We start from the raw sequence: 18,237 nt of genomic DNA on the forward strand, positions 1-18,237 counted from the left end.
GTTACGCACTCCAGATGTCCTGGCGGTTAGGGTGTCGCCATGGCGATCAAGGATCTGCGCGGCACTAGATTTCTCGTCACGGGCGCGGCCAGTGGAATCGGCCGGGCTCTCGCTTTCGCTGCGTCCGACGACGGCGCCGAACTCATTCTCACCGACCTTCATCCGGACGGTCTCGCCGATGTCGTGACGGCTGTCCGCAGCCGCGGAGGGACGGTACTGCATTCCGCAGCGTTCGACATCTCCGACTACGACGCCGTCACCGCCTTCGCACACGCCGTCCACGAGCGTTGCGAGTCGGTCGACATCGTTGCCAACGTCGCGGGAGTGTCGGTGTGGGGGACCGTCGACCGCCTGGAGCACAAGCACTGGAAGCTCATGGTCGACGTCAACCTCATGGGACCGATCCACGTCATCGAGAACTTCGTGCCGCCGATGATCGCGGCCGGTCGCGGAGGGCATCTGGTCAACGTCTCGTCGGCCGCTGGGCTTCTCGCATTGCCGTGGCATTCGGCGTACAGCGCCAGCAAGTTCGGGCTACGTGGCGTATCGGAGGTGCTGCGGTTCGACCTCAAACGGGACGGTATCGGTGTTTCGCTGGTGGTGCCCGGAGCTGTGGCCACCCCGCTGGTCGACACGGTGGACATCATCGGCGTCGATCGCGACGCGCCCGCGGTCCGGAAACTGACGGGGCGTTTCGTCAAGCACGCGGCGTCGCCCGAGAAGGTCGCCGAGTGCATTCTCGCCGGCATCAGGAAGAATCGCTTCATGGTGTACACGTCGTTCGACACCAGGTTCGGTTTCTGGTGGGCCCGCAAGTTCGCCCCGCCCTACAACCTCGTGATGCAGGGCGCCAACGACTACTTCCGCAAGGTTCTACGCTCGGGCTCCGCGAAGTAGCCGGACCTGCCCGCGAAACCGATCTATGCGTCGCGCCGGAGTGCGGCGTGCAAGTGGTGGGTGAGCGGGGTGTCGGCGTGGGCCATCCACAGGTCGTAGGTGAGCGTGTCGCCGTCGAGGACGTAGCGACGCTTCAGTTCGTGCACCGGTTTCGCATCGGGTGAGCGTTCGAGAACTACCGCGGTGAGGTCGAGCACGCCCTGGGTGAGGCGACCGCGCTGGATTTCGACGAAACCCGTCGGTTGCGACACGAGCAGTTCGATGTCCCCGCCGCTGTTGCGCAGGTACCCGTTCTCGGTGTGCAGCGGTCGCGCCTCGGTGCGGTGACGGGTCCGGCTCACGTACATCAGGAACGGTTTGCCGGGGATCGAGGCGAATTCGATCGTCTCGTCGTACGAGAAGTCGTCGATGGTGGGGTAGTGGCCTTCACCGCCTCCCACCCAGCGACCCGCGAACGCGATGAGCTCGCCGAGTGGATCGTTGTCGGCCGGATTGTCGGACATCGGTAACTCCTCGCGGGTGGGCTGCGCGTGTGCACCCGCCATCCTTCCGCAGAGAGTTACCGTTGTCGCATGAACCAGCAGTGGGGTGTCGATTCCGAGGTGGGTGCGCTCACGTCCGTGATGCTGCATCGGCCCGGCGCGGAACTCGAGCGGCTCACCCCTCGGAACAACGATCAACTGTTGTTCGATGCGTTGCCGTGGGTCGCGCGAGCTCAGGAGGAGCACGACGCGTTCGCCGAGGTGCTGCGGAGTCGGGGTGTGGAAGTGCTCCTTCTTTCGGATCTGCTGACCGAAACCCTCGAGGTCAGCGGGGCTGCGCGGGTGCAGAGCATTTCGTCGGCCGTCGATCCGCGTCGCCTCGGGCACTCGCTGGCCAAGGAACTCGCCGGTCATCTGCGCACCGTTGCCGCACCCGAACTGGCGCGAATCCTGATCGCAGGAATGACTTTCGACGAATTGCCCGCGGCCGGTATGGGTTCGCCACCGTCGCTGGTGCGGCTGATGCATCACGGCCCGGACTTCGTCATCGAGCCGCTCCCCAACCTGCTCTTCACCCGGGATTCGTCGTTCTGGGTGGGCTCGCGCGTGGCGATCTCGACGCTCGCGCTGCCGGCAAGGCGACGGGAAACCAACCTCACCGACCTCATCTATGCGTTTCACCCGAAGTTCCTCGGTGTACGACGGGCGTACGAGTCGCACACGGCTCCCGTCGAAGGTGGCGACGTGTTGCTCCTCGCACCGGGCGTGATCGCGGTGGGAGTCGGGGAGCGGACGAGTCCGGCAGGGGCAGAAGCATTGGCGCGCAGTGTCTTCGAAGACGGTCTTGCTCATACGGTACTTGCCGTGCCGATCGAGCAGCGGCGCGCATCGATGCATCTCGACACGGTGTGCACCATGGTCGACGTCGACGCCGTCGTGATGTATCCCGCCATCCGCGACACGTTGGAGGCGTTCACGATTCGACGCGAAGACGGCTCTGCGCGGATATCGGGACCGCAGCCGTTCCTCGAGGCAGCGGCCGACGCAATGGGCATCGAGAAGCTCCGGATGATCGACACGGGGCTCGATTCCGTTGTCGCGGAGAGGGAACAGTGGGACGACGGGAACAACACCCTTGCGGTCGCGCCGGGGGTGGTCGTCGCGTACGAGCGCAACGTCGAAACCAATACGCGACTCGAGGATTCCGGAATCGAAGTGCTGCGGATCGCCGGGTCGGAGCTGGGCTCCGGCCGCGGCGGTCCGCGGTGCATGTCGTGCCCGCTGGCGCGGGCGGCGCTGTAGTAGCGCGTCAGAGAATGTCGCGGACCTTGTCGACGGGGCGTGCGAGCACCGTTCCCTTGTCGGTGACGACGAGGGGGCGTTCGATGAGGATGGGATTGTCGGCCATCGCGACGAGCAGTTCTTCCTCGGATGCTTCGGCGAGATTCAGCTCTTTGTAGAGCGATTCCTTCTTCCGGATCGCTTCGCTGGGGCGCAGTCCCGCGTCGTCGAGGAGCTTGCGCAGGCCGTCGCGCGACGGCGGGGTATCGAGGTACTTCACGATCGTGGGTTCGAGACCTTCCTCGCGCAGGAGTGCGAGGGTGTTGCGAGACGTGCTGCAGCGAGGATTGTGGTAGATCGTTGCGGTGTGTGCCATGTCTCGATTGTGCCCTGCCGGTACGGCTGTCGGAAATGTCCCTGCCGGTGCGGCTGTCGGAAATGTCTCTGTTGAGCGTGGTTGCTCGGCCCCATTAACATTTCCGGGTCAATCTGTTCGCACCATGTGGCTCAATCGTGAAAGGCCCGGGGGAATGCTCAAAGGTTTCAAGGATTTTCTGCTGCGCGGAAACGTCATCGAACTCGCCGTCGCAGTCGTGGTGGGCGCGGCGTTCACCGCGATCGTCACCGCGTTCACCGACAACATCGTCAATCCGCTTGTCGCGGTGGTCGGCGGCAACAACGAGATGGGCTTCGGCTTCAAGATCCTTGCGTCGAACGAGGCGACCTTCATCAACCTCGGTGCTGTGATCTCCGCGGTGATCAACTTCGTCATCATCGCTGCGGTCGTCTACTTCGTGCTGATCGTGCCGGTCAACGCAGCCAAGGCCCGTTTCGCCCCGGACAAGGAACCGGAGGACGAGCCGCTCAGCGAGACGGACCTGCTCATCCAGATCCGCGACCTGCTCGAGAAGGGCAGCTACAACACCGTCGACGACGACACAGATGGCCGCCACAGCGGCAAGGTGCGCGTCTGACTTCGCGGTCGCCGGGCCGAACCGGCGATCCTGTATCCGGGGCCCGCGTTCTCTTCCGGTCGAAACCTCTCGAGGACGCTGCTAGCCTGCATTAATGCTCGATATCGCGATCGATTCGGACTCATCCGTCCCACCGTTCGAGCAACTCCGCCGGCGGATCGTGGAACTTGTCCGGGATGGAGAGTTGATCGCCGGCACGAAGCTGCCCACCGTGCGTGGAATGGCAGAGACCCTCGGGATCGCACCGAACACGGTGGCGAAGACATATCGCGAGCTAGAGCAACTCGGAGTACTCGAAACACGCGGACGGGCCGGTACATTCATCGCGGATTCGGGCGACCCGACGCGTTCGCTCGCACAACAGGCGACGATCGAATACGTCGCATCTGCGCGTGTACTGGGAATGTCCGACGAGGAGATCATCGAGTTCGTCGAGGCCGCGCTGCGCGCCTGACAGACGACTTCCGCGCGATAGCACAACGTCGCCCGCCGCCCCCACCCCGGTGCTTCGGCAAATTCCGTCGTGGAGATGAGATGATCGAAAACCATGGCACGGAACAACCACTACGAGGCGTTCCTGCGACAGGTCTCGACCTTGGCAGGCCCACGCTGGATGCGGCCACCTGATCAGGGGCTTTCGGGTACCTGCTGTCCCACGCGCACCGGCAACATATGGAACGAAGTGCACTTCGAATGATGTCGCCGCAGCGATAGATCAATCCTCGGTATTTCGCGAACCGCGCCGACCTTCCGAGCCCGCCGCGCCACCACACGCGCGTCAGCGGCGTCATCCACTACCGTCGCCACGCGCCGGGAGCGGTGGCCCGGACGGCGCAGGAAATACCGCACAGTGTGCCGCTCGAGTTCTGCGAAAGCGGCACAATTTCGAGTCAATGAAGGAAAGTTGGGACATATGACTGTGCCAGACGACCGGACTCACGACGCAGACGCCGCTGTCACCGCCGGACCACCGGATGCTCCATCGTCGGATCCACCGCGCAGCCGCACCGACCGCGTCGTGTTCGGAATCTCCGCCGCCATGGTTGTTGCCATCGTCGTGTGGGGTCTCGCGGCTCCGGACAACTTCGGCTCCGTGACCGGGTCCGTTCTCGACTGGATCGTCATCGAGATGGGCTGGCTGTTCGTCCTCTCGGCAACGGCCTTCGTCATCTTCGTGTTGTGGATCGCAGCAAGCAAATACGGGCAGATACCACTCGGCAAGGACGAGGAGGAACCCGAGTTCCGCACCGTCAGCTGGATCGCCATGATGTTCAGCGCGGGAATGGGCATCGGACTGATGTTCTTCGGCGTGTCCGAGCCGGTCTCGCACTACGTGACAGCGCCTCCCGGCACCGATGGCGGAACGGGAGTGGCGATGGCGACCACGATGTTCCACTGGAGCCTCCATCCGTGGGCGATCTACGCGGTGGTGGGCTTGGCCATCGCTTACGGGACCTTCCGAAAAGGCCGCAAGCAGCTGATGAGCGCCGCGTTCATTCCGCTTCTCGGACGCCGTACCGAAGGCCCCATCGGTAAGCTCATCGACATCCTTGCCCTCTACGCGACACTGTTCGGAACGGCTGCGTCGCTCGGCTTGGGCGCATTGCAGATCGGGTCGGGATTCGAGGTCACCGGATGGCTGGAGACCGCCGGGGTGGGGCTCCTCGTGGCGATCGTCGCGGTGCTCACTCTCGCGTTCGTGGCATCCGCGGTGTCGGGAGTCGCGAAAGGCATCCAATGGCTCTCGAACATCAACATGGTGCTCGCGGGTGTCCTCGCGCTGTTCGTGTTCGTGCTCGGCCCGACGATCTTCATCCTCAACCTCATTCCCACCACTCTCGGCGCCTACGCTGCCAACCTCGCCGAGATGTCGGCGCGCACCGCGGCATCCGGACCGGAAGCAGGCGAGTGGCTGTCCAGCTGGACGATCTTCTACTGGGCCTGGTGGATCTCATGGGCGCCGTTCGTCGGCATGTTCCTGGCGCGGATCAGCCGTGGGCGCACCATCCGTGAATTCGTCATCGGCGTGATGATCGTGCCGAGTGTCGTGAGCCTGCTGTGGTTCGCCGTCTTCGGTGGCGCCGGGATCAACCAGCAGGAACAAGGGTACGACGTCGCCGGTGCCGGAAGCGTCGAAGAGCAGCTGTTCGGCATGCTCGACCACCTACCGCTCGTGGGCATTTCCACCGTCGTCGTGATGGTGCTCGTGTCCATCTTCTTCGTCTCGGGCGCCGACGCCGCGTCGATGGTGATGGGCAGCCTCACCCAGCGGGGAACGCTCACACCGAGCCGCGGCGTCGTCGTGTTCTGGGGTGGTCTGACGGGCGGTGTCGCAGCGCTGCTGCTGTGGACGGGCGGCTCGGAAGCGCTCAATGCACTACAGACGATGACGATCATCGCCGCCGCACCGTTCGTCATCGTGATGATCGGTCTGTGTGTGTCGCTCTACCGCGATCTGAGACGAGATCCGATCGTCACCGGTGGCCGTCGACGGCGACTGCTCAGACGCGTCGAGTGACGCCCGGGCATGCGGCATTCGCGGTCGAGGTGACGGATCCGCAGCCCGGATGCAGTGTCCTCGTGATCGGGACGGCCACCGCCGCCGAGGAATTCGCGTCGCGCGTCGGGCCGGGCGGCGTGATTCGAACCAGCGTCACCCTGGCCGACGCGGCCGGCTTCTTCGATCTCGTCTGTGGATTAGGGGTGCCGGAGTTCCGTGGCAGCGACACGTCGCGGCTCACCGGTGTCGCGGAGTTGCTCGCACCCGCCGGGCAACTGTGGGTATTCGATTCACCGGCGCACGGCGAGTCCGCCGGGCCGCTGTCGATGCAGATCAGCACGACGCTCTCGCATGCGGGACTCGCGATCGTCGACATACTCGAAGGGCGGTGCGTGATCGGTGTCTGTGCCATGGTGAAAGGATGAGCGCCGCACGCGACCTCCTGACCACCTTCGAAGAGTTCCTGCGAGTGCAGATTCCAGTTCACGTCCGATGCTGGGACGGCTCCGAAGCGGGACCGCCCGACGCCGACGCCCGCGTCGAATTCCGCAACCGCCGGGCACTGCGCCGTGTGCTGTGGGCTCCCAACGAACTCGGGTTGAGCCGCGCCTACGTCAGCGGCGACCTCGTGGTCGATGGCGATCTCTACGCGGTCCTCGGGCTTCCTGACCTCGTCGACAGCCTCGGCAGCCGCACGCTGCGCGACACCTCGCCACGTGAGTTCGCGCGTCTGGCGCGAAAGTTCGCCGCACTCGGCATCGTCGGGCCCCCGCCGCGACCACCCTCGGTGGAGATCCCTCGCCGGCGCGGTGCCCTGCACAGCAAACGACGCGACGCCCAGGTGGTCTCGCATCACTACGACGTCGGAAACGACTTCTACAGGCTGTTTCTCGGCCCCTCGATGGTGTACTCGTGCGCCTATTGGAGCCGGCCCGAAACCGGCACACCCGGCCTCGAGGACGCACAGCACGACAAGCTCGACCTGGTCTGCCGCAAGCTCGGACTCGAACCGGGCATGAGGCTGCTCGACGTCGGCTGCGGGTGGGGATCGATGGCGCTGCATGCGGCGCAGCACTACGGCGTCGATGTCCTCGGCGTCACGCTCAGCGCCGAACAGCGCGACTTCGCGCAGGCGCGTATCGCCGAGGCAGGCATGTCGGATCGCATCGAGATCCGGCTGCAGGATTATCGCGACATCGACGAGACCCCGTTCGACGCGATCTCGAGCATCGGGATGTCCGAGCACGTCGGGGCGGCCAAACTCCCCGAGTACGCGCAGCACCTGCACGAACTGCTCGTCCCGGGTGGGCGGTTGCTCAACCACGCCATCGCGTCGGTGGTGCACCGGCCCGATCCCCGCAGTCGTCCCGCTACCTTCATCGACCGTTATGTGTTCCCCGACGGGGAGATACTGCCGCTGAGCCGGACCCTCGATGCATTCGAACGCGCGGGCCTCGAAGTCCGCGACGTCGAGGCGCTGCGCGAACACTATGCGCTGACATTGCGTGCGTGGGTCGCGAACCTGCAGGAATCGTGGGACGAGGCGAGCTCGCTCGTCGGAGCCGAACGAGCTCGAACCTGGTTGCTGTACCTCACCGCGAGCGCACTCGGCTTCGAGGAACCCGGACGTCTGTCGATCAACCAGGTTCTCGCGATACGTCCCACCGCTACCGGCGCGAGCAACATGCCGCGGACCCGTCACGAATGGCTCTCGAGCGGGTGATGTCCCGGTGTCGGACGGTGCGCCTGACGGGAGTTGTCGGCACCTCGCAGTAGCGTGACCGCAGCCCGCTGTTGCACTGCGAGAGGGGAGACACGGATGGCCCGCACAGACCGCTTCGACGGAATTCTGGAACGGGGCTGGGACCGTTTCCGCACTCGACTTGCGGGGCGGATCGCCGCGCTCGGAAAGGGCGAGCGGATCGACCTCGCCGCCGAGACCACAGGTGAACATCTCACCACCCTGGTGAAGATCGTCGCGCTCGATGCGAGGTGTATCGAGGTCGAGATGGCGGGAATCGGCCCCAGCATCAGCCCGGTGCGTCAGGCCGACGAGATCGCGCACCGCATCGTCTCTGCGCTGCGCGAGACGTACGGCGTGCTGCATCCCACCTTCCTGCGCAGCGAGGAGCCCGACGCTCCCCGCACACTGCGCTCGCGTGTCGGTGAGGCACTCCAGCTGCAGTTCGGGCGGCCGATCCCTCTCGACGCCGACGGAGACTATGTCGTCGTCGTCGATTCCCAGGCGGTGTTCGTCGTGGTCGACGACAGTGCCCGCACCATCCAGCTGTGGGCGCCGCTGCTGCACGGCATCACCGGGCGTGCGCGGGCGGCCGAGGAACTACTCGAACTCAACCGCGCATGGCCGCACATCAAACTGCTCCTCGTCGAAGATCGGCTCGTGGCGACGATCGACGTGATGGGCGACCCGTTCGTGCCCCGGCACCTCGCCGACCTCTTCGGTGCGTTGAGAGTGCTTCTCGGCACCATCGACACCGGATTCGCACAGCGCTTCGACGGGGAGCGGTACACCGGCGACACCGACGCAGAGCCCACATTGTTCGACGAACCGACGGTGTTCGACGAACCGAGCTGACCGAGCCGGACACGCACGGTCGGATCAGCAGAATCAACGCCAGCTGGGCAACCACAGTTCGCTGTGCCAGTGCGCCACCGTGATCGGCAACCCGGTCAGGATCGGCCACAACCACACGAAGTTCGCGACCACCAGACCCACGTAGAGGCACACCACGAGCAGACCGGTGGTCCGCCTTTCCGGCGACGCGTAACGCTGTCCCAGCACCTCACCGAGAACCAGCGTGATCGCCATGACGAGGAACGGCGCGAGCGGAACCGCGTAGAAGTAGTACATCTGCCGGTCGAGGCTCGCGAGCCACGGCAGAATGCCGGCCCCGTAGCCGGTGAGCACCGCAGCCCACCGCCAATCGCGGCGGACCAGCATGTGCCACAAACCCCACCCGAGGACGGGCACCGACACCCACCACAGGGCCGGAGTACCGATGAGCATCACGGCCTTGACGCATTCGTCGGCTCCACAACCGTCGATGTTCGACCCGTCCGCGAAGTAATACAGCATCGGGCGCAGCCCCATGGGCCACGTCCACGGCTTCGACTCCCACGGGTGGATGTTGCCCGCGGAATTGGTCAGACCCGAGTGGAACTGCAGGACACTCGCGCTGTAGTACCACAGCGACCGCAGCGCATCCGGCACGAACGAGAAGGCACTGTCGTGGCCGATCTGATTGCCCACGGCATGGCGGTAGACCCCGGTCTCGCTGGCGAACCATGCCCAGAACGTCGCCAGATAGACGCCGACGGGGATCACCACCAGTGCGTACAGCGCGGGACCGATATCGCGGAGCGCGGTGCCGATCCACGGTCGCTGCACACCGTAGGCCCGGCGTGCAGCGAGATCGAACGCCACCGACATCAGACCGAAGAACGCAATGAAGTACAGCCCGGACCATTTGGTGCCCACGGCCAGACCGAGCAGGACACCGGCCCCGAAACGCCACCACCGCACCCCGAAGCGAGGCCCCCACACCGAGTCGCCGAGGCGACCCTCGGCGTACACGCGGGCCATACGGCGGCGGATATCGTCGCGGTCGACGAGCAGGCATCCGAATGCGGCGACGACGAACACCGCCTGAAAGATGTCGAGCATGCCCATCCGCGACGAGACGAACGTGACCCCGTCCACGATGAGGAGCAATCCGGCAACGGCACCGAGCATCGTCGAATGCGTCATCCGGCGCACGATGCGCACAACCAACAGCACCAGCACGACGCCGGCGACGGCAGACGAGATCCGCCAACCCCAACCGTTGTAACCGAACAGTGCTTCCCCGACCGCGATGAGCTGCTTGCCTACCGGCGGGTGCACCACGAGCCCGTATCCCGGGTTGTCCTCGATCCACCCGCCGGTGAGGATCTGCCAGCCCTGCGGAACGTAGTGTTTCTCGTCGAATACCGGCGTCCTGGCGTCGGTCGGATAGTTCAGCATCGTGAAACGGGTGATGGCCGCGAGAACCGTCACGAACGCCGTGACGACCCAACCGCGTGTCCGATCGGCCGGAGCGGACTGCGGAGGTGGTACCAGCGGAGCGGGACTCGAGAGGCGGCGGTGCGGGGCCTCGGAAGGGCGCAGGTCCGTCGCGGTCACAATCCGATCGTAGGCTGAACCGCATGCAGGCAGAAAATCCGGGACAACAGGGGAATCCGGGACACCACGCGAATCCGGGGCGGGGTCGGCTCGTGCTGGCCGCGACACCGATGGGCGATATCGGCGACGCCTCCAAACGGCTCTGCGACGCGCTGGCCACCGCGGACGTCGTCGCGGCAGAGGACACCCGTCGCACCAGGTCTCTCGCCTCCGCGCTCGGCGTGACCATCACCGGCCGTGTCGTGAGCTTCTACGACCAGGTCGAAGTGTCGAGGGCGCCCGCGCTGATCGCCGATATCGAAAGCGGCCGCACGGTGCTGCTCGTCACCGATGCGGGCATGCCGTCGGTGAGCGATCCCGGTTACCGGCTGGTCTCCGCATGCGTCGAGGCGGGCCTGCCCGTGACGTGCCTGCCGGGCCCGTCCGCGGTGACCACCGCACTCGCGTTGTCTGGTCTGCCCGTCGAACGCTTCTGCTTCGACGGATTCCCGCCCCGTAAGCAGGGGCAGCGCCGCACCTGGCTGGCGACACTCGCGACCGAGCCACGGGCCGTGGTGTTCTTCGAAGCGCCGCACCGACTGGCCGCGTGTCTGGTCGATGCCGCCGAGGTCTTGGGCGGAGAACGCCGCGCCGCGGTGTGCCGCGAGCTGACGAAGACCTACGAGGAGGTCAAACGCGGAACCCTCGCCGAGCTCTCCGAGTGGGCAGCGGGCGGGGTTCGAGGTGAAATCACTGTCGTGCTCGAAGGCGCCGCCCCACGCAGCAGCGATCCCGCCGATCTCGTCGATGACGTCGAAGAGCTCGTCGCCGATGGTGTCCGGCTCAAGGACGCCTGTGCGCAGGTGGCGGGGACCTCCGTATCGAAGAAGGAACTGTACGACGCGGTGCTGGCCGCTCGGCGCGTCTGACCTCAACTCCGGTACACCGCGGGCATACACTTTCCGTCCATCGGATCACCCACCGGACGACGAGCAGGAGAAGTGTATGGACGCTGTCAACGATTTCCTCGTCGAGGTGGCGGGGGTGGTGTGGGGTCCGTATCTGCTGATTCCTCTGCTGCTCGGGACGGGTCTGCTCCTGACCATCCGGCTTCGTGGTGTGCAGTTCCGCAAGTTGGGCCCCGCCCTCAAATTGGGGCTGATCACCCGTAACGATCCCGGTGCCGCCGAAGGCGACATCTCTCAGTACCAGGCGTTGACGACCGCTCTGGCGGCCACGGTCGGCGTCGGCAACATCGCGGGTGTCGCGACGGCCATCTATCTCGGCGGTCCCGGAGCGCTCTTCTGGATGTGGGTGACCGGCCTGCTCGGCATGGCGAGCAAGTATTCGGAGGCTTTCCTCGGGGTCAAGTACCGCACCAGGGACGCCAAGGGTGAGCAGAGCGGTGGCCCGCAGTACTACCTGGCACGCGCGATCCCGAACAAGTTCGGGCTCGTCCTCAGTCTCGTCTTCGCCGTGTTTGCGGTGCTCGCGAGCTTCGGTATCGGCAACATGACGCAGGCCAATACCGTCGCGACGCAGATGGACGGCACGTTCGGGGTGCCGACGTGGGTCAGTGGGGCCGTCATGACGGTGCTCGCCGCCGCTGTGCTCCTGGGCGGAATCAAGTCGATCGGGCGGGTCACCGCCGGGTTCGTGCCCGCCATGATCGTCCTGTATGTCGGTGCGGGCATTCTCGTGCTCGCGGTGAATTTCGGCGATATTCCCGCAGCCCTCGGCCTCGTGTTCTCCGACGCCTTCACCGGAACGGCAGCGACCGGAGGCTTCATCGGCTCGGTGTTCATGGCCGCGATGCGCTACGGCGTCGCGCGCGGTATCTTCTCCAACGAGTCGGGCATGGGTAGTGCCGCGATCGCGGCCGCCGCAGCCCGGACGACGCACCCGGTCCGGCAGGGCCTGGTGTCGATGACGCAGACATTCATCGACACCATCATCGTGGTGACCTTCACCGGCATGGTCATCATCACCACCGGCGCCTGGCAGTCGGGCGAGGAGGGCGCCGCGATGACGTCCACGGCGTTCGCAGACGGCCTCGGCGGCGACTGGGGCCACTGGATCGTGGCGATCTCCGTCGTGTTCTTCGCCTTCTCGACGATCCTCGGATGGTCGTACTACGGCGAGCGATGCGTCGAACGTCTCGTCGGCCGCGGTGGTGTGGTGCCGTACCGCGCGATCTTCGTGGTCGTCGTGTTCATCGGCGCGACCACCGAACTCCAGGTGGTGTGGAACTTCTCCGACGTGATGAACGGTCTGATGGCGCTGCCGAACCTCATCGGCCTGATCCTGCTGTCCGGGATGATCGCGCGGGAGACGAAGGCGTATCTCGACCGCGACCCTTATCTGCTGGGGGAGCCACCTGCCCGGGAACCGGACAAGGCCTGACCGGAACGGAAGGTAGCGGAGATACGCAACGGCCGGACGATCATCGATCGTCCGGCCGTTGCTCTCCCGATTCAGGGCGCCCGCTGTACCGAATGGAACTACCCCTCGATCAGTTCCACTCGATGCAGAGCACTCGCCCTGGTGCAAGGTGACCTTGCGTGGTGACCAGTTTCGTACCCGATGGCAAAGCTCTCCAATCGCGCACCGTGGCGGAACGGGTATCATCCCAGGTCGGACATAGTGAGGAACTTTTCCGCAGCGGACTTTCCTCGGCGGATTCCCCTCGCGGAAACGGATCGGAAGGGCGCGGAAGGTGAGTGCGGACGACGGTACGACGCAGGACGCAGATCACCGGCGCTTCTTCGCCGACCAGCTCCGCATCCTGTTCGCCGCTGCAGGCCGCCCGGCGTTGAAGAAGGTGGTGTCGGGCGCGTCGACGATCTCTCGCGCGGTCGGAAACGACCGAACGGTATCGGTGCAGCGGGTCAGCGATTGGCGTAGCGGCAAGCGCGTGCCTGCGAGCTTCGAATCCGTCCACCCGGTGCTCGTCGTGTTGATCCGCTCCGCCCGCGAGCTCACCGCCGAACCCCCGGCCCCGGGCCTCTACTCGCTCAAGCAGTGGGAGCGATGGTGGAAAGCCGCGCGCGGCGAGAGCGGTGGAGCCCGGTCGGCCGACAGACCACCCGCGGTGATCGTGGACACGCGCCCCTACAAGGGGCTGTCCGCCTATCGAGCGGACGACGCGCGGATGTTCTTCGGCCGGACCACGAGTATGCGCATGCTGGCCGACACGGTCGTCGCGGCGCACGGTCAGGGGCTGGTCATCGTGACCGGTGCGTCCGGTGTCGGAAAGTCCTCACTCGTCCAGGCCGGTCTCATCCCGCTGATGTGTGGTGGTGGCGAGTGCGACCCGGTGGTCTTCACCCCCGGCTCCGACCCGGTCGGCCGGCTCGTGGAGGTACTGCCTGCCTTGGCCGGACTCGATGGCCCCTCCGGCAATCCTGTGGCCGATCGGGCAGCGGTGCACGAGGCCATGGCTGCGGAAGCGGAAAAGGCATCGGTGTCGACGCTGCTGGTCGTGGTCGACCAACTCGAGGATCTGTTCACCCAGTGCGATGATCCCGACAGCCGCGCGCACTTCTTGATGCTGCTCGAACACATGTCGACGGCCGGCGACTCCGATGCGCCCGCGCATGTCGTTGCGACGATGCGTTCGGACTTCTACGAGCAGGCCGTGGCGTATCCGGCGCTTGCTCGTGCACTCGAACGCCGAAGCAAGGCCGTGCAGCCGTTGGACCGGGACGATCTCGTCGAGGTCATCTCTGCGCCGGCCAAGCTCCTCGGTGTACGACTCGAACCGGGACTCGTCGACCTCATCCTGCACGACCTGGGTGTGCTGGCACCGGGGGACATCAGCGGCACCGAGCTGCCGCTGCTGTCCCATCTTCTCGACACCATGTGGGACAAACGCACCGGCGGCGCGCTCACCGTGGCCGGCTATCGCGCGACCGGTGGGGTGCGTGGTTCGATCGCCGCAGGAGCCGAGCGGGCCTGGGAAAGCCTCGACGAACGCGACCGCGAGATCGTGCGGACGGTGATGGTCCACCTCGTCTACGTGACGAACACCGGCACGGACGTGAAGATGGCCCGCCCGCTCTCCGTGCTTCTCGCAGTCGGAAGCGACGACCGCGCGGCCACCGCAAGAGTCGTGGACCATTTCGTGTCGGCGCGCGTGCTCGTCGTCCACGAGGGGCACGTCGAACTCATCCACGACGCGGTGATCGTGGCATGGCCGCGCCTGAAGGCGTGGGTCCACGAGGACAGGCAGTTCGCTGCGTCTCGCCAGCAGATCGAGGCCGACGCCGCGAACTGGATCGAGAGCGACCGCAACAAGGGCATGCTCTATCAGCGCGGGCGGATGGATCTGCTCTCCGAACAGGGCGCGCGGTTCGGCGGCAGCGCGCCAGGAGAACGGTCCGTTGCCGCGGTGAGTCCGGCCGCCCGCGAGTTTCTCCGGGCGTCCCGACGGCAGATCGATTGGCAGCGACGTCGTCGCGGGGGAGCACTGGCAGGACTGGTCCTGCTGACGATAGTCGCGCTCGTGATGGGCGGCCTGGCGTGGGTCGGCAAGAACAAAGCAGACGAGGAACGAGAGGCCGCGCAATTCCAGCAGGTCGTGGCGCTGTCGGATTCGAGCCGATCGGACGATCCGACGATGTCAGCGCATCTTGCGCTGGCCGCGACCTCGCTCGGCGACGGCAGCGAGGTGGCCTACTCGCGACTCATCGCCACGCAAGGGGTGCCCCTCGCACGCGTCCTGGTGGGGCATACCGGGCCGATCTACGGAACCGCTGTCTCGCCCGACGGCGCGACGTTGGCCTCGGCCAGTGACGACGGCACCGTGCGCTTGTGGTCGTTGACGGGTGACGTCTCGTCGATCGGCACCCCGCTGGTGTCGTCGTCGAACTACATGGCGTCGGTGTCGTTCAGTCCGGACGGGCGTTATCTCGCCGCAGGCGGCGGCGACGGGGGTGTGTGGATCTGGGACATCTCGGACCGCGGCGCACCCCGATCTGTGCTGGACCGTCGAGTTCTGGGAGCGGGCGCTGTGCACAATGTTCGGTACAGTCCGGACGGGCGGACGCTGGCGGTGCCCTACGACGACGGTTCCGTTGTCCTGCTCGACACCTCGGCGCCTGCAGCCGGCCGGTTCCCTGTGACGGAGATACGCGGACACGAGGGCGGTGTGCGGACGGTCTCGTTCCGCACCGATGGTTCGGTTCTGGCCACCGCGAGCGACGACCGCACGGTGCGACTGTGGGATCTGTCCGATCGTTCGGCGCCGATTCCGCTCGCCGACCCATTGACCGGGTTCGGTGACGTCGCCCATTCGGTCAGCTTCAATGCGGACGGCACCCTCTTGGCTGCGAGTAGCGACGACGGTGTGCTGTGGTTGTTCGACACCACCGACCCTCGGAACCCCCAGCAGATCGGCACTCCGGTGCAGGCCCATACCGGAGGGGTGTGGAGCGTGTCCTTTCTTCCGGACGGGCTCACCCTCGCCAGTGCGTCGTGGGACGGCACCGCGAAGTTGTGGTCGGTGGATCAGGACGCTCGGCGGATCGATGAGCTCACGCCCGCGCTCACAGGGCACGGCGGTGGTGTACCCGCGCTGACGGTCACCCCCACCGGAGACACGATCATCACCGGAGGCCAGGACGCGAATCTGCGAATCTGGACCATGCCGCATCGCCGCGTGTTCGTCTCGCAGGCGCCTTTGACATTGCCTGTCGCCGACCGCTCGGGCGATCTCGTCGCCACCGGAAGCTACGACTCGGTCGTCCGGCTGTGGCACGTCGACGACGGTGGATGGTCCCGCGTCGGCCAGGTGGAGCTCACGCGTCCACTCGGCGGCGGCTACGTGAGCGCACTGTCTCCGTCGGGTGAGGTGCTGGCGGCGGCGGCAACCTCCGGGGGAAGCATCGAACTGTGGAATGTCGCCGAACCTGCGGCGCCACGGCAGCTGGGTGAGCCGCTCGCGCTCGCAACCCGATTCACCTCGGCCCTTGCATTCGGGCCCGAGGGCACCACCCTGGTCACGGGCAACGACGACTTTTCGGTGCAGTTGTGGGATCTGTCCGATCCGGCAGCGCCGAAGCCGTGGGGTGAACCGCTCGGCGGGCCGACCAACCTGGTGCGACACACGGCGATCAGCCCCGATGGACGCAGTCTCGTGGTAACCAGCGCCGACGGCCGGATCTACGCCTGGGACATCACCGACCGGTCTGCCCCCCGCTCCGTGGCCGTCACCGAGGGGCATACCGCCGGAGCGAACGGACTGGCGTTCGCTCCCGACAGTTCGGTTCTCGTCACCGGTGGTGACGATCATCAGGTCGTGGTGTGGGACCGCGGCCCCGCAGGAGGTTTCGTCGCACGCGACACGCCGCTCCGCGGTCACACCGGCACGGTGTACTCGGTGTCGGTGTCGCCCGACGGCAAGCACGTCGTCAGTGGCAGCGACGATGGCACGGTCCGGTTGTGGGACGTGTCGGATCCCGAGGGCATGCGCGCGGTGGGGGGACCGATCACCGATACCGGTTCGGGGCGCTGGCAGGTGATGTTCCATCCGAACGGCACGGTGATCGCTGCGGGCGGCGACGGTGTGCTGCGCACCTGGAGTCTGAACCCCGACGTGGTCGTCGAGCGGATCTGCTCCGCGACGTCGGGGCAGTTCAGGGAACTCCTACCGCAGTTCGGACTGCCGTTTCTGCGTGACGAGGTGTGCTGAGAGCCAGGATGCTCGCTGCCTTGTCGAGACATTCCTGCCATTCGGCGTCGGGGTCGGAGTCGATGGTGATGCCTCCACCGACCCCGAGGGCGCAGGTCCCGTCGGCGTCGAACTCGACGGTCCGTATTGCGACGTTCGATTCGGTGCCCGCCAGCGGACTCGCCATTCCCACTGTGCCGCAATAGACACCGCGCGAGGATGGTTCCCACTGCTGCAGCAGTTCACGGGCGCGGCTCTTCGGGCACCCTGTGACCGAGGCGGGCGGGAAGGTGGCCTCGAGCAGATCACGGGCGGATACGCCGGGGCGGGCTGTCGCAGTGACGGTCGAGACCAGGTGCCACACGCCGGGCGCGGGCCGGACTGCGAGGAGTTCGGGCACGACGACGCTGCCTGGTTCGGCCACACGGCCGAGGTCGTTGCGAACCAGATCGACGATCATGATGTTCTCGGCGACATCCTTGACGGAGGCCCGCAGGTCGTCGGGGTGCCGGTCCAGCGGGAGCGTGCCTTTGATCGGGCTGGAGACAAGCCGCCGGCCGTGGCGGGCGACGAACAGTTCCGGTGACAGTGACGCCACCGCACCCCACGATCCTTCGAGGTAGGCGGCGCGGGCCGGGTTCGTGCGGGTGATCGCGTCGACGAAGAAGGCGAGAGGGTCGCCGGTGTAGTCGCCGGTGAACCGGGTGCACACGCATGCCTGGTACACCTCGCCGGCCCGGATGGCGTCGAGGCACTGCTCGACACCGTGCCGGTGGGTGTCACGCTCGGGCAGCGACCAGTCGATGTTCCACTGTGCTTCGAGCACCGCTGCAGTGTCGACGGCGTCCGTCCTGTCTGCAGGAACTGCGAGGGCCGCGCGGGCCAGTGCATCGGGACATTCTCTGTCGGTGAGTGTTTCGTACCACCAGCATCCGTCGTGGTCGAGACGCAGGACGGTGTCGGTCCAGCCACCTGCCGCGACGGGTAGTGCCGGGGGCCCGGAGGTGGCCGGGTCCGGGTAGGAGAGGTACCCCATCCATCCGCCGCCGATGTGTGGGCCGCCTGCCCGGAGCTGTGTGTCCGGGCAGGTGAATGCGTCGGTGGCCGAGACCGGCTGCACATCGAGCGACGGTGCGATCACCGCTGCGGCACCGAACCACGATCCGGTGAGCGCCGCGGGCGCGGGTGTACCGAGACGCCGGGCGTGCTCACCGAAAGTGGCGAGCACCTGAGCAGGTGTACCTCCGTGTCCGAGTCGTTCCATCCGCATC

The 18,237-nt window shown here is 66.2% G+C and carries 15 protein-coding genes; 11 read left to right on the top strand and 4 right to left on the bottom strand.

Features of this window, described 5'->3' with window-relative positions; all coding sequences use genetic code 11:
* Positions 1-39 precede the first annotated feature (39 nt).
* Positions 40-897, top strand: a complete 858-nt coding sequence (locus ACSYG9_RS16285; RefSeq protein ID WP_454839152.1) for an SDR family oxidoreductase — start codon at positions 40-42, stop codon at positions 895-897.
* Between the two features lie 23 nt (positions 898-920).
* Here the strand turns inward: ACSYG9_RS16285 and ACSYG9_RS16290 are convergent, their stop codons facing one another.
* Positions 921-1,400 carry an FABP family protein gene (locus ACSYG9_RS16290; RefSeq protein WP_454839154.1) on the bottom strand — a complete coding sequence of 160 codons (480 nt, stop codon included), beginning with the start codon at positions 1,398-1,400 and terminating at the stop codon, positions 921-923.
* 69 nt (positions 1,401-1,469) lie between these two features.
* Between ACSYG9_RS16290 and arcA the strand changes: the two genes are divergently transcribed.
* A complete protein-coding gene (gene arcA / locus ACSYG9_RS16295; RefSeq protein ID WP_440123539.1) occupies positions 1,470-2,681 on the top strand; it encodes an arginine deiminase in 1,212 nt (403 codons plus the stop codon).
* Positions 2,682-2,688: 7 nt separating this feature from the next.
* On the opposite strand, the gene arsC is transcribed toward arcA, so the two are convergent.
* Entirely contained in the window at positions 2,689-3,036 is a 348-nt protein-coding gene (gene arsC / locus ACSYG9_RS16300; RefSeq protein WP_454839156.1) for an arsenate reductase (glutaredoxin), read from the bottom strand.
* Positions 3,037-3,190: 154 nt separating this feature from the next.
* On the opposite strand from arsC, the gene mscL reads away from it, so the two are divergent.
* From mscL to ACSYG9_RS16330, 6 genes are all read left to right on the top strand, one after another.
* The gene (gene mscL, locus ACSYG9_RS16305) at positions 3,191-3,634 is read left to right on the top strand and encodes a large conductance mechanosensitive channel protein MscL (protein WP_440127676.1); all 444 of its coding nucleotides are present in this window, start codon (positions 3,191-3,193) and stop codon (positions 3,632-3,634) included.
* A 94-nt stretch (positions 3,635-3,728) separates the two neighbouring features.
* Complete coding sequence (locus ACSYG9_RS16310; RefSeq protein ID WP_440123541.1) at positions 3,729-4,088, top strand: GntR family transcriptional regulator; 360 nt, start codon at positions 3,729-3,731, stop codon at positions 4,086-4,088.
* A gap of 585 nt (positions 4,089-4,673) precedes the next feature.
* A complete protein-coding gene (locus ACSYG9_RS16315) occupies positions 4,674-6,152 on the top strand; it encodes a BCCT family transporter (RefSeq protein WP_454842973.1) in 1,479 nt (492 codons plus the stop codon).
* A complete protein-coding gene (locus ACSYG9_RS16320) occupies positions 6,149-6,559 on the top strand; it encodes a hypothetical protein (RefSeq protein ID WP_454839157.1) in 411 nt (136 codons plus the stop codon). Before ACSYG9_RS16315 ends, ACSYG9_RS16320 begins: the two co-directional genes overlap by 4 nt.
* Entirely contained in the window at positions 6,556-7,857 is a 1,302-nt protein-coding gene (locus ACSYG9_RS16325) for a class I SAM-dependent methyltransferase (protein ID WP_454839159.1), read from the top strand. Before ACSYG9_RS16320 ends, ACSYG9_RS16325 begins: the two co-directional genes overlap by 4 nt.
* 96 nt (positions 7,858-7,953) lie before the next feature.
* Positions 7,954-8,730 (top strand): T3SS (YopN, CesT) and YbjN peptide-binding chaperone 1, encoded by a 777-nt coding sequence (locus ACSYG9_RS16330; protein ID WP_454839161.1) that lies wholly within the window; start codon positions 7,954-7,956, stop codon positions 8,728-8,730.
* Positions 8,731-8,763: 33 nt separating this feature from the next.
* Here the strand turns inward: ACSYG9_RS16330 and ACSYG9_RS16335 are convergent, their stop codons facing one another.
* Entirely contained in the window at positions 8,764-10,317 is a 1,554-nt protein-coding gene (locus ACSYG9_RS16335; protein WP_454839163.1) for a dolichyl-phosphate-mannose--protein mannosyltransferase, read from the bottom strand.
* Between the two features lie 23 nt (positions 10,318-10,340).
* Here ACSYG9_RS16335 and rsmI point away from each other — a divergent pair, with 23 nt between their 5' ends.
* From rsmI to ACSYG9_RS16350, 3 genes are all read left to right on the top strand, one after another.
* The gene (gene rsmI / locus ACSYG9_RS16340) at positions 10,341-11,225 is read left to right on the top strand and encodes a 16S rRNA (cytidine(1402)-2'-O)-methyltransferase (protein ID WP_440123547.1); all 885 of its coding nucleotides are present in this window, start codon (positions 10,341-10,343) and stop codon (positions 11,223-11,225) included.
* Positions 11,226-11,301: 76 nt separating this feature from the next.
* Positions 11,302-12,699, top strand: coding sequence for an amino acid carrier protein (locus ACSYG9_RS16345; RefSeq protein ID WP_440123548.1), 1,398 nt, complete (start codon positions 11,302-11,304; stop codon positions 12,697-12,699).
* A 313-nt stretch (positions 12,700-13,012) separates the two neighbouring features.
* Positions 13,013-16,987: an NACHT and WD repeat domain-containing protein gene (locus ACSYG9_RS16350; protein WP_454839165.1), complete on the top strand. Its 3,975-nt coding sequence runs from the start codon at positions 13,013-13,015 to the stop codon at positions 16,985-16,987.
* On the opposite strand, the gene ACSYG9_RS16355 is transcribed toward ACSYG9_RS16350, so the two are convergent.
* The gene (locus tag ACSYG9_RS16355; RefSeq protein ID WP_454839167.1) at positions 16,932-18,236 is read right to left on the bottom strand and encodes an aminodeoxychorismate synthase component I; all 1,305 of its coding nucleotides are present in this window, start codon (positions 18,234-18,236) and stop codon (positions 16,932-16,934) included. The two genes, ACSYG9_RS16350 and ACSYG9_RS16355, sit on opposite strands and share 56 nt — an antisense overlap.
* Between the last annotated feature and the right edge of the window lies 1 nt (position 18,237).

It is taken from the genome of Rhodococcus sp. SJ-2, from assembly GCF_053750035.1.

What these genes read in the sequence shown, in the direction of transcription:
- ACSYG9_RS16285 (WP_454839152.1), top strand. Translation starts at nt 40, where the DNA reads ATGGCGATCAAGGATCTGCGCGGCACTAGATTTCTCGTCACGGGCGCG.
- ACSYG9_RS16290 (WP_454839154.1), bottom strand. Translation starts at nt 1,400, where the DNA reads ATGTCCGACAATCCGGCCGACAACGATCCACTCGGCGAGCTCATCGCG.
- arcA (WP_440123539.1), top strand. Translation starts at nt 1,470, where the DNA reads ATGAACCAGCAGTGGGGTGTCGATTCCGAGGTGGGTGCGCTCACGTCC.
- arsC (WP_454839156.1), bottom strand. Translation starts at nt 3,036, where the DNA reads ATGGCACACACCGCAACGATCTACCACAATCCTCGCTGCAGCACGTCT.
- mscL (WP_440127676.1), top strand. Translation starts at nt 3,191, where the DNA reads ATGCTCAAAGGTTTCAAGGATTTTCTGCTGCGCGGAAACGTCATCGAA.
- ACSYG9_RS16310 (WP_440123541.1), top strand. Translation starts at nt 3,729, where the DNA reads ATGCTCGATATCGCGATCGATTCGGACTCATCCGTCCCACCGTTCGAG.
- ACSYG9_RS16315 (WP_454842973.1), top strand. Translation starts at nt 4,674, where the DNA reads ATGGTTGTTGCCATCGTCGTGTGGGGTCTCGCGGCTCCGGACAACTTC.
- ACSYG9_RS16325 (WP_454839159.1), top strand. Translation starts at nt 6,556, where the DNA reads ATGAGCGCCGCACGCGACCTCCTGACCACCTTCGAAGAGTTCCTGCGA.
- ACSYG9_RS16330 (WP_454839161.1), top strand. Translation starts at nt 7,954, where the DNA reads ATGGCCCGCACAGACCGCTTCGACGGAATTCTGGAACGGGGCTGGGAC.
- rsmI (WP_440123547.1), top strand. Translation starts at nt 10,341, where the DNA reads ATGCAGGCAGAAAATCCGGGACAACAGGGGAATCCGGGACACCACGCG.
- ACSYG9_RS16345 (WP_440123548.1), top strand. Translation starts at nt 11,302, where the DNA reads ATGGACGCTGTCAACGATTTCCTCGTCGAGGTGGCGGGGGTGGTGTGG.
- ACSYG9_RS16355 (WP_454839167.1), bottom strand. Translation starts at nt 18,236, where the DNA reads ATGCGGATGGAACGACTCGGACACGGAGGTACACCTGCTCAGGTGCTC.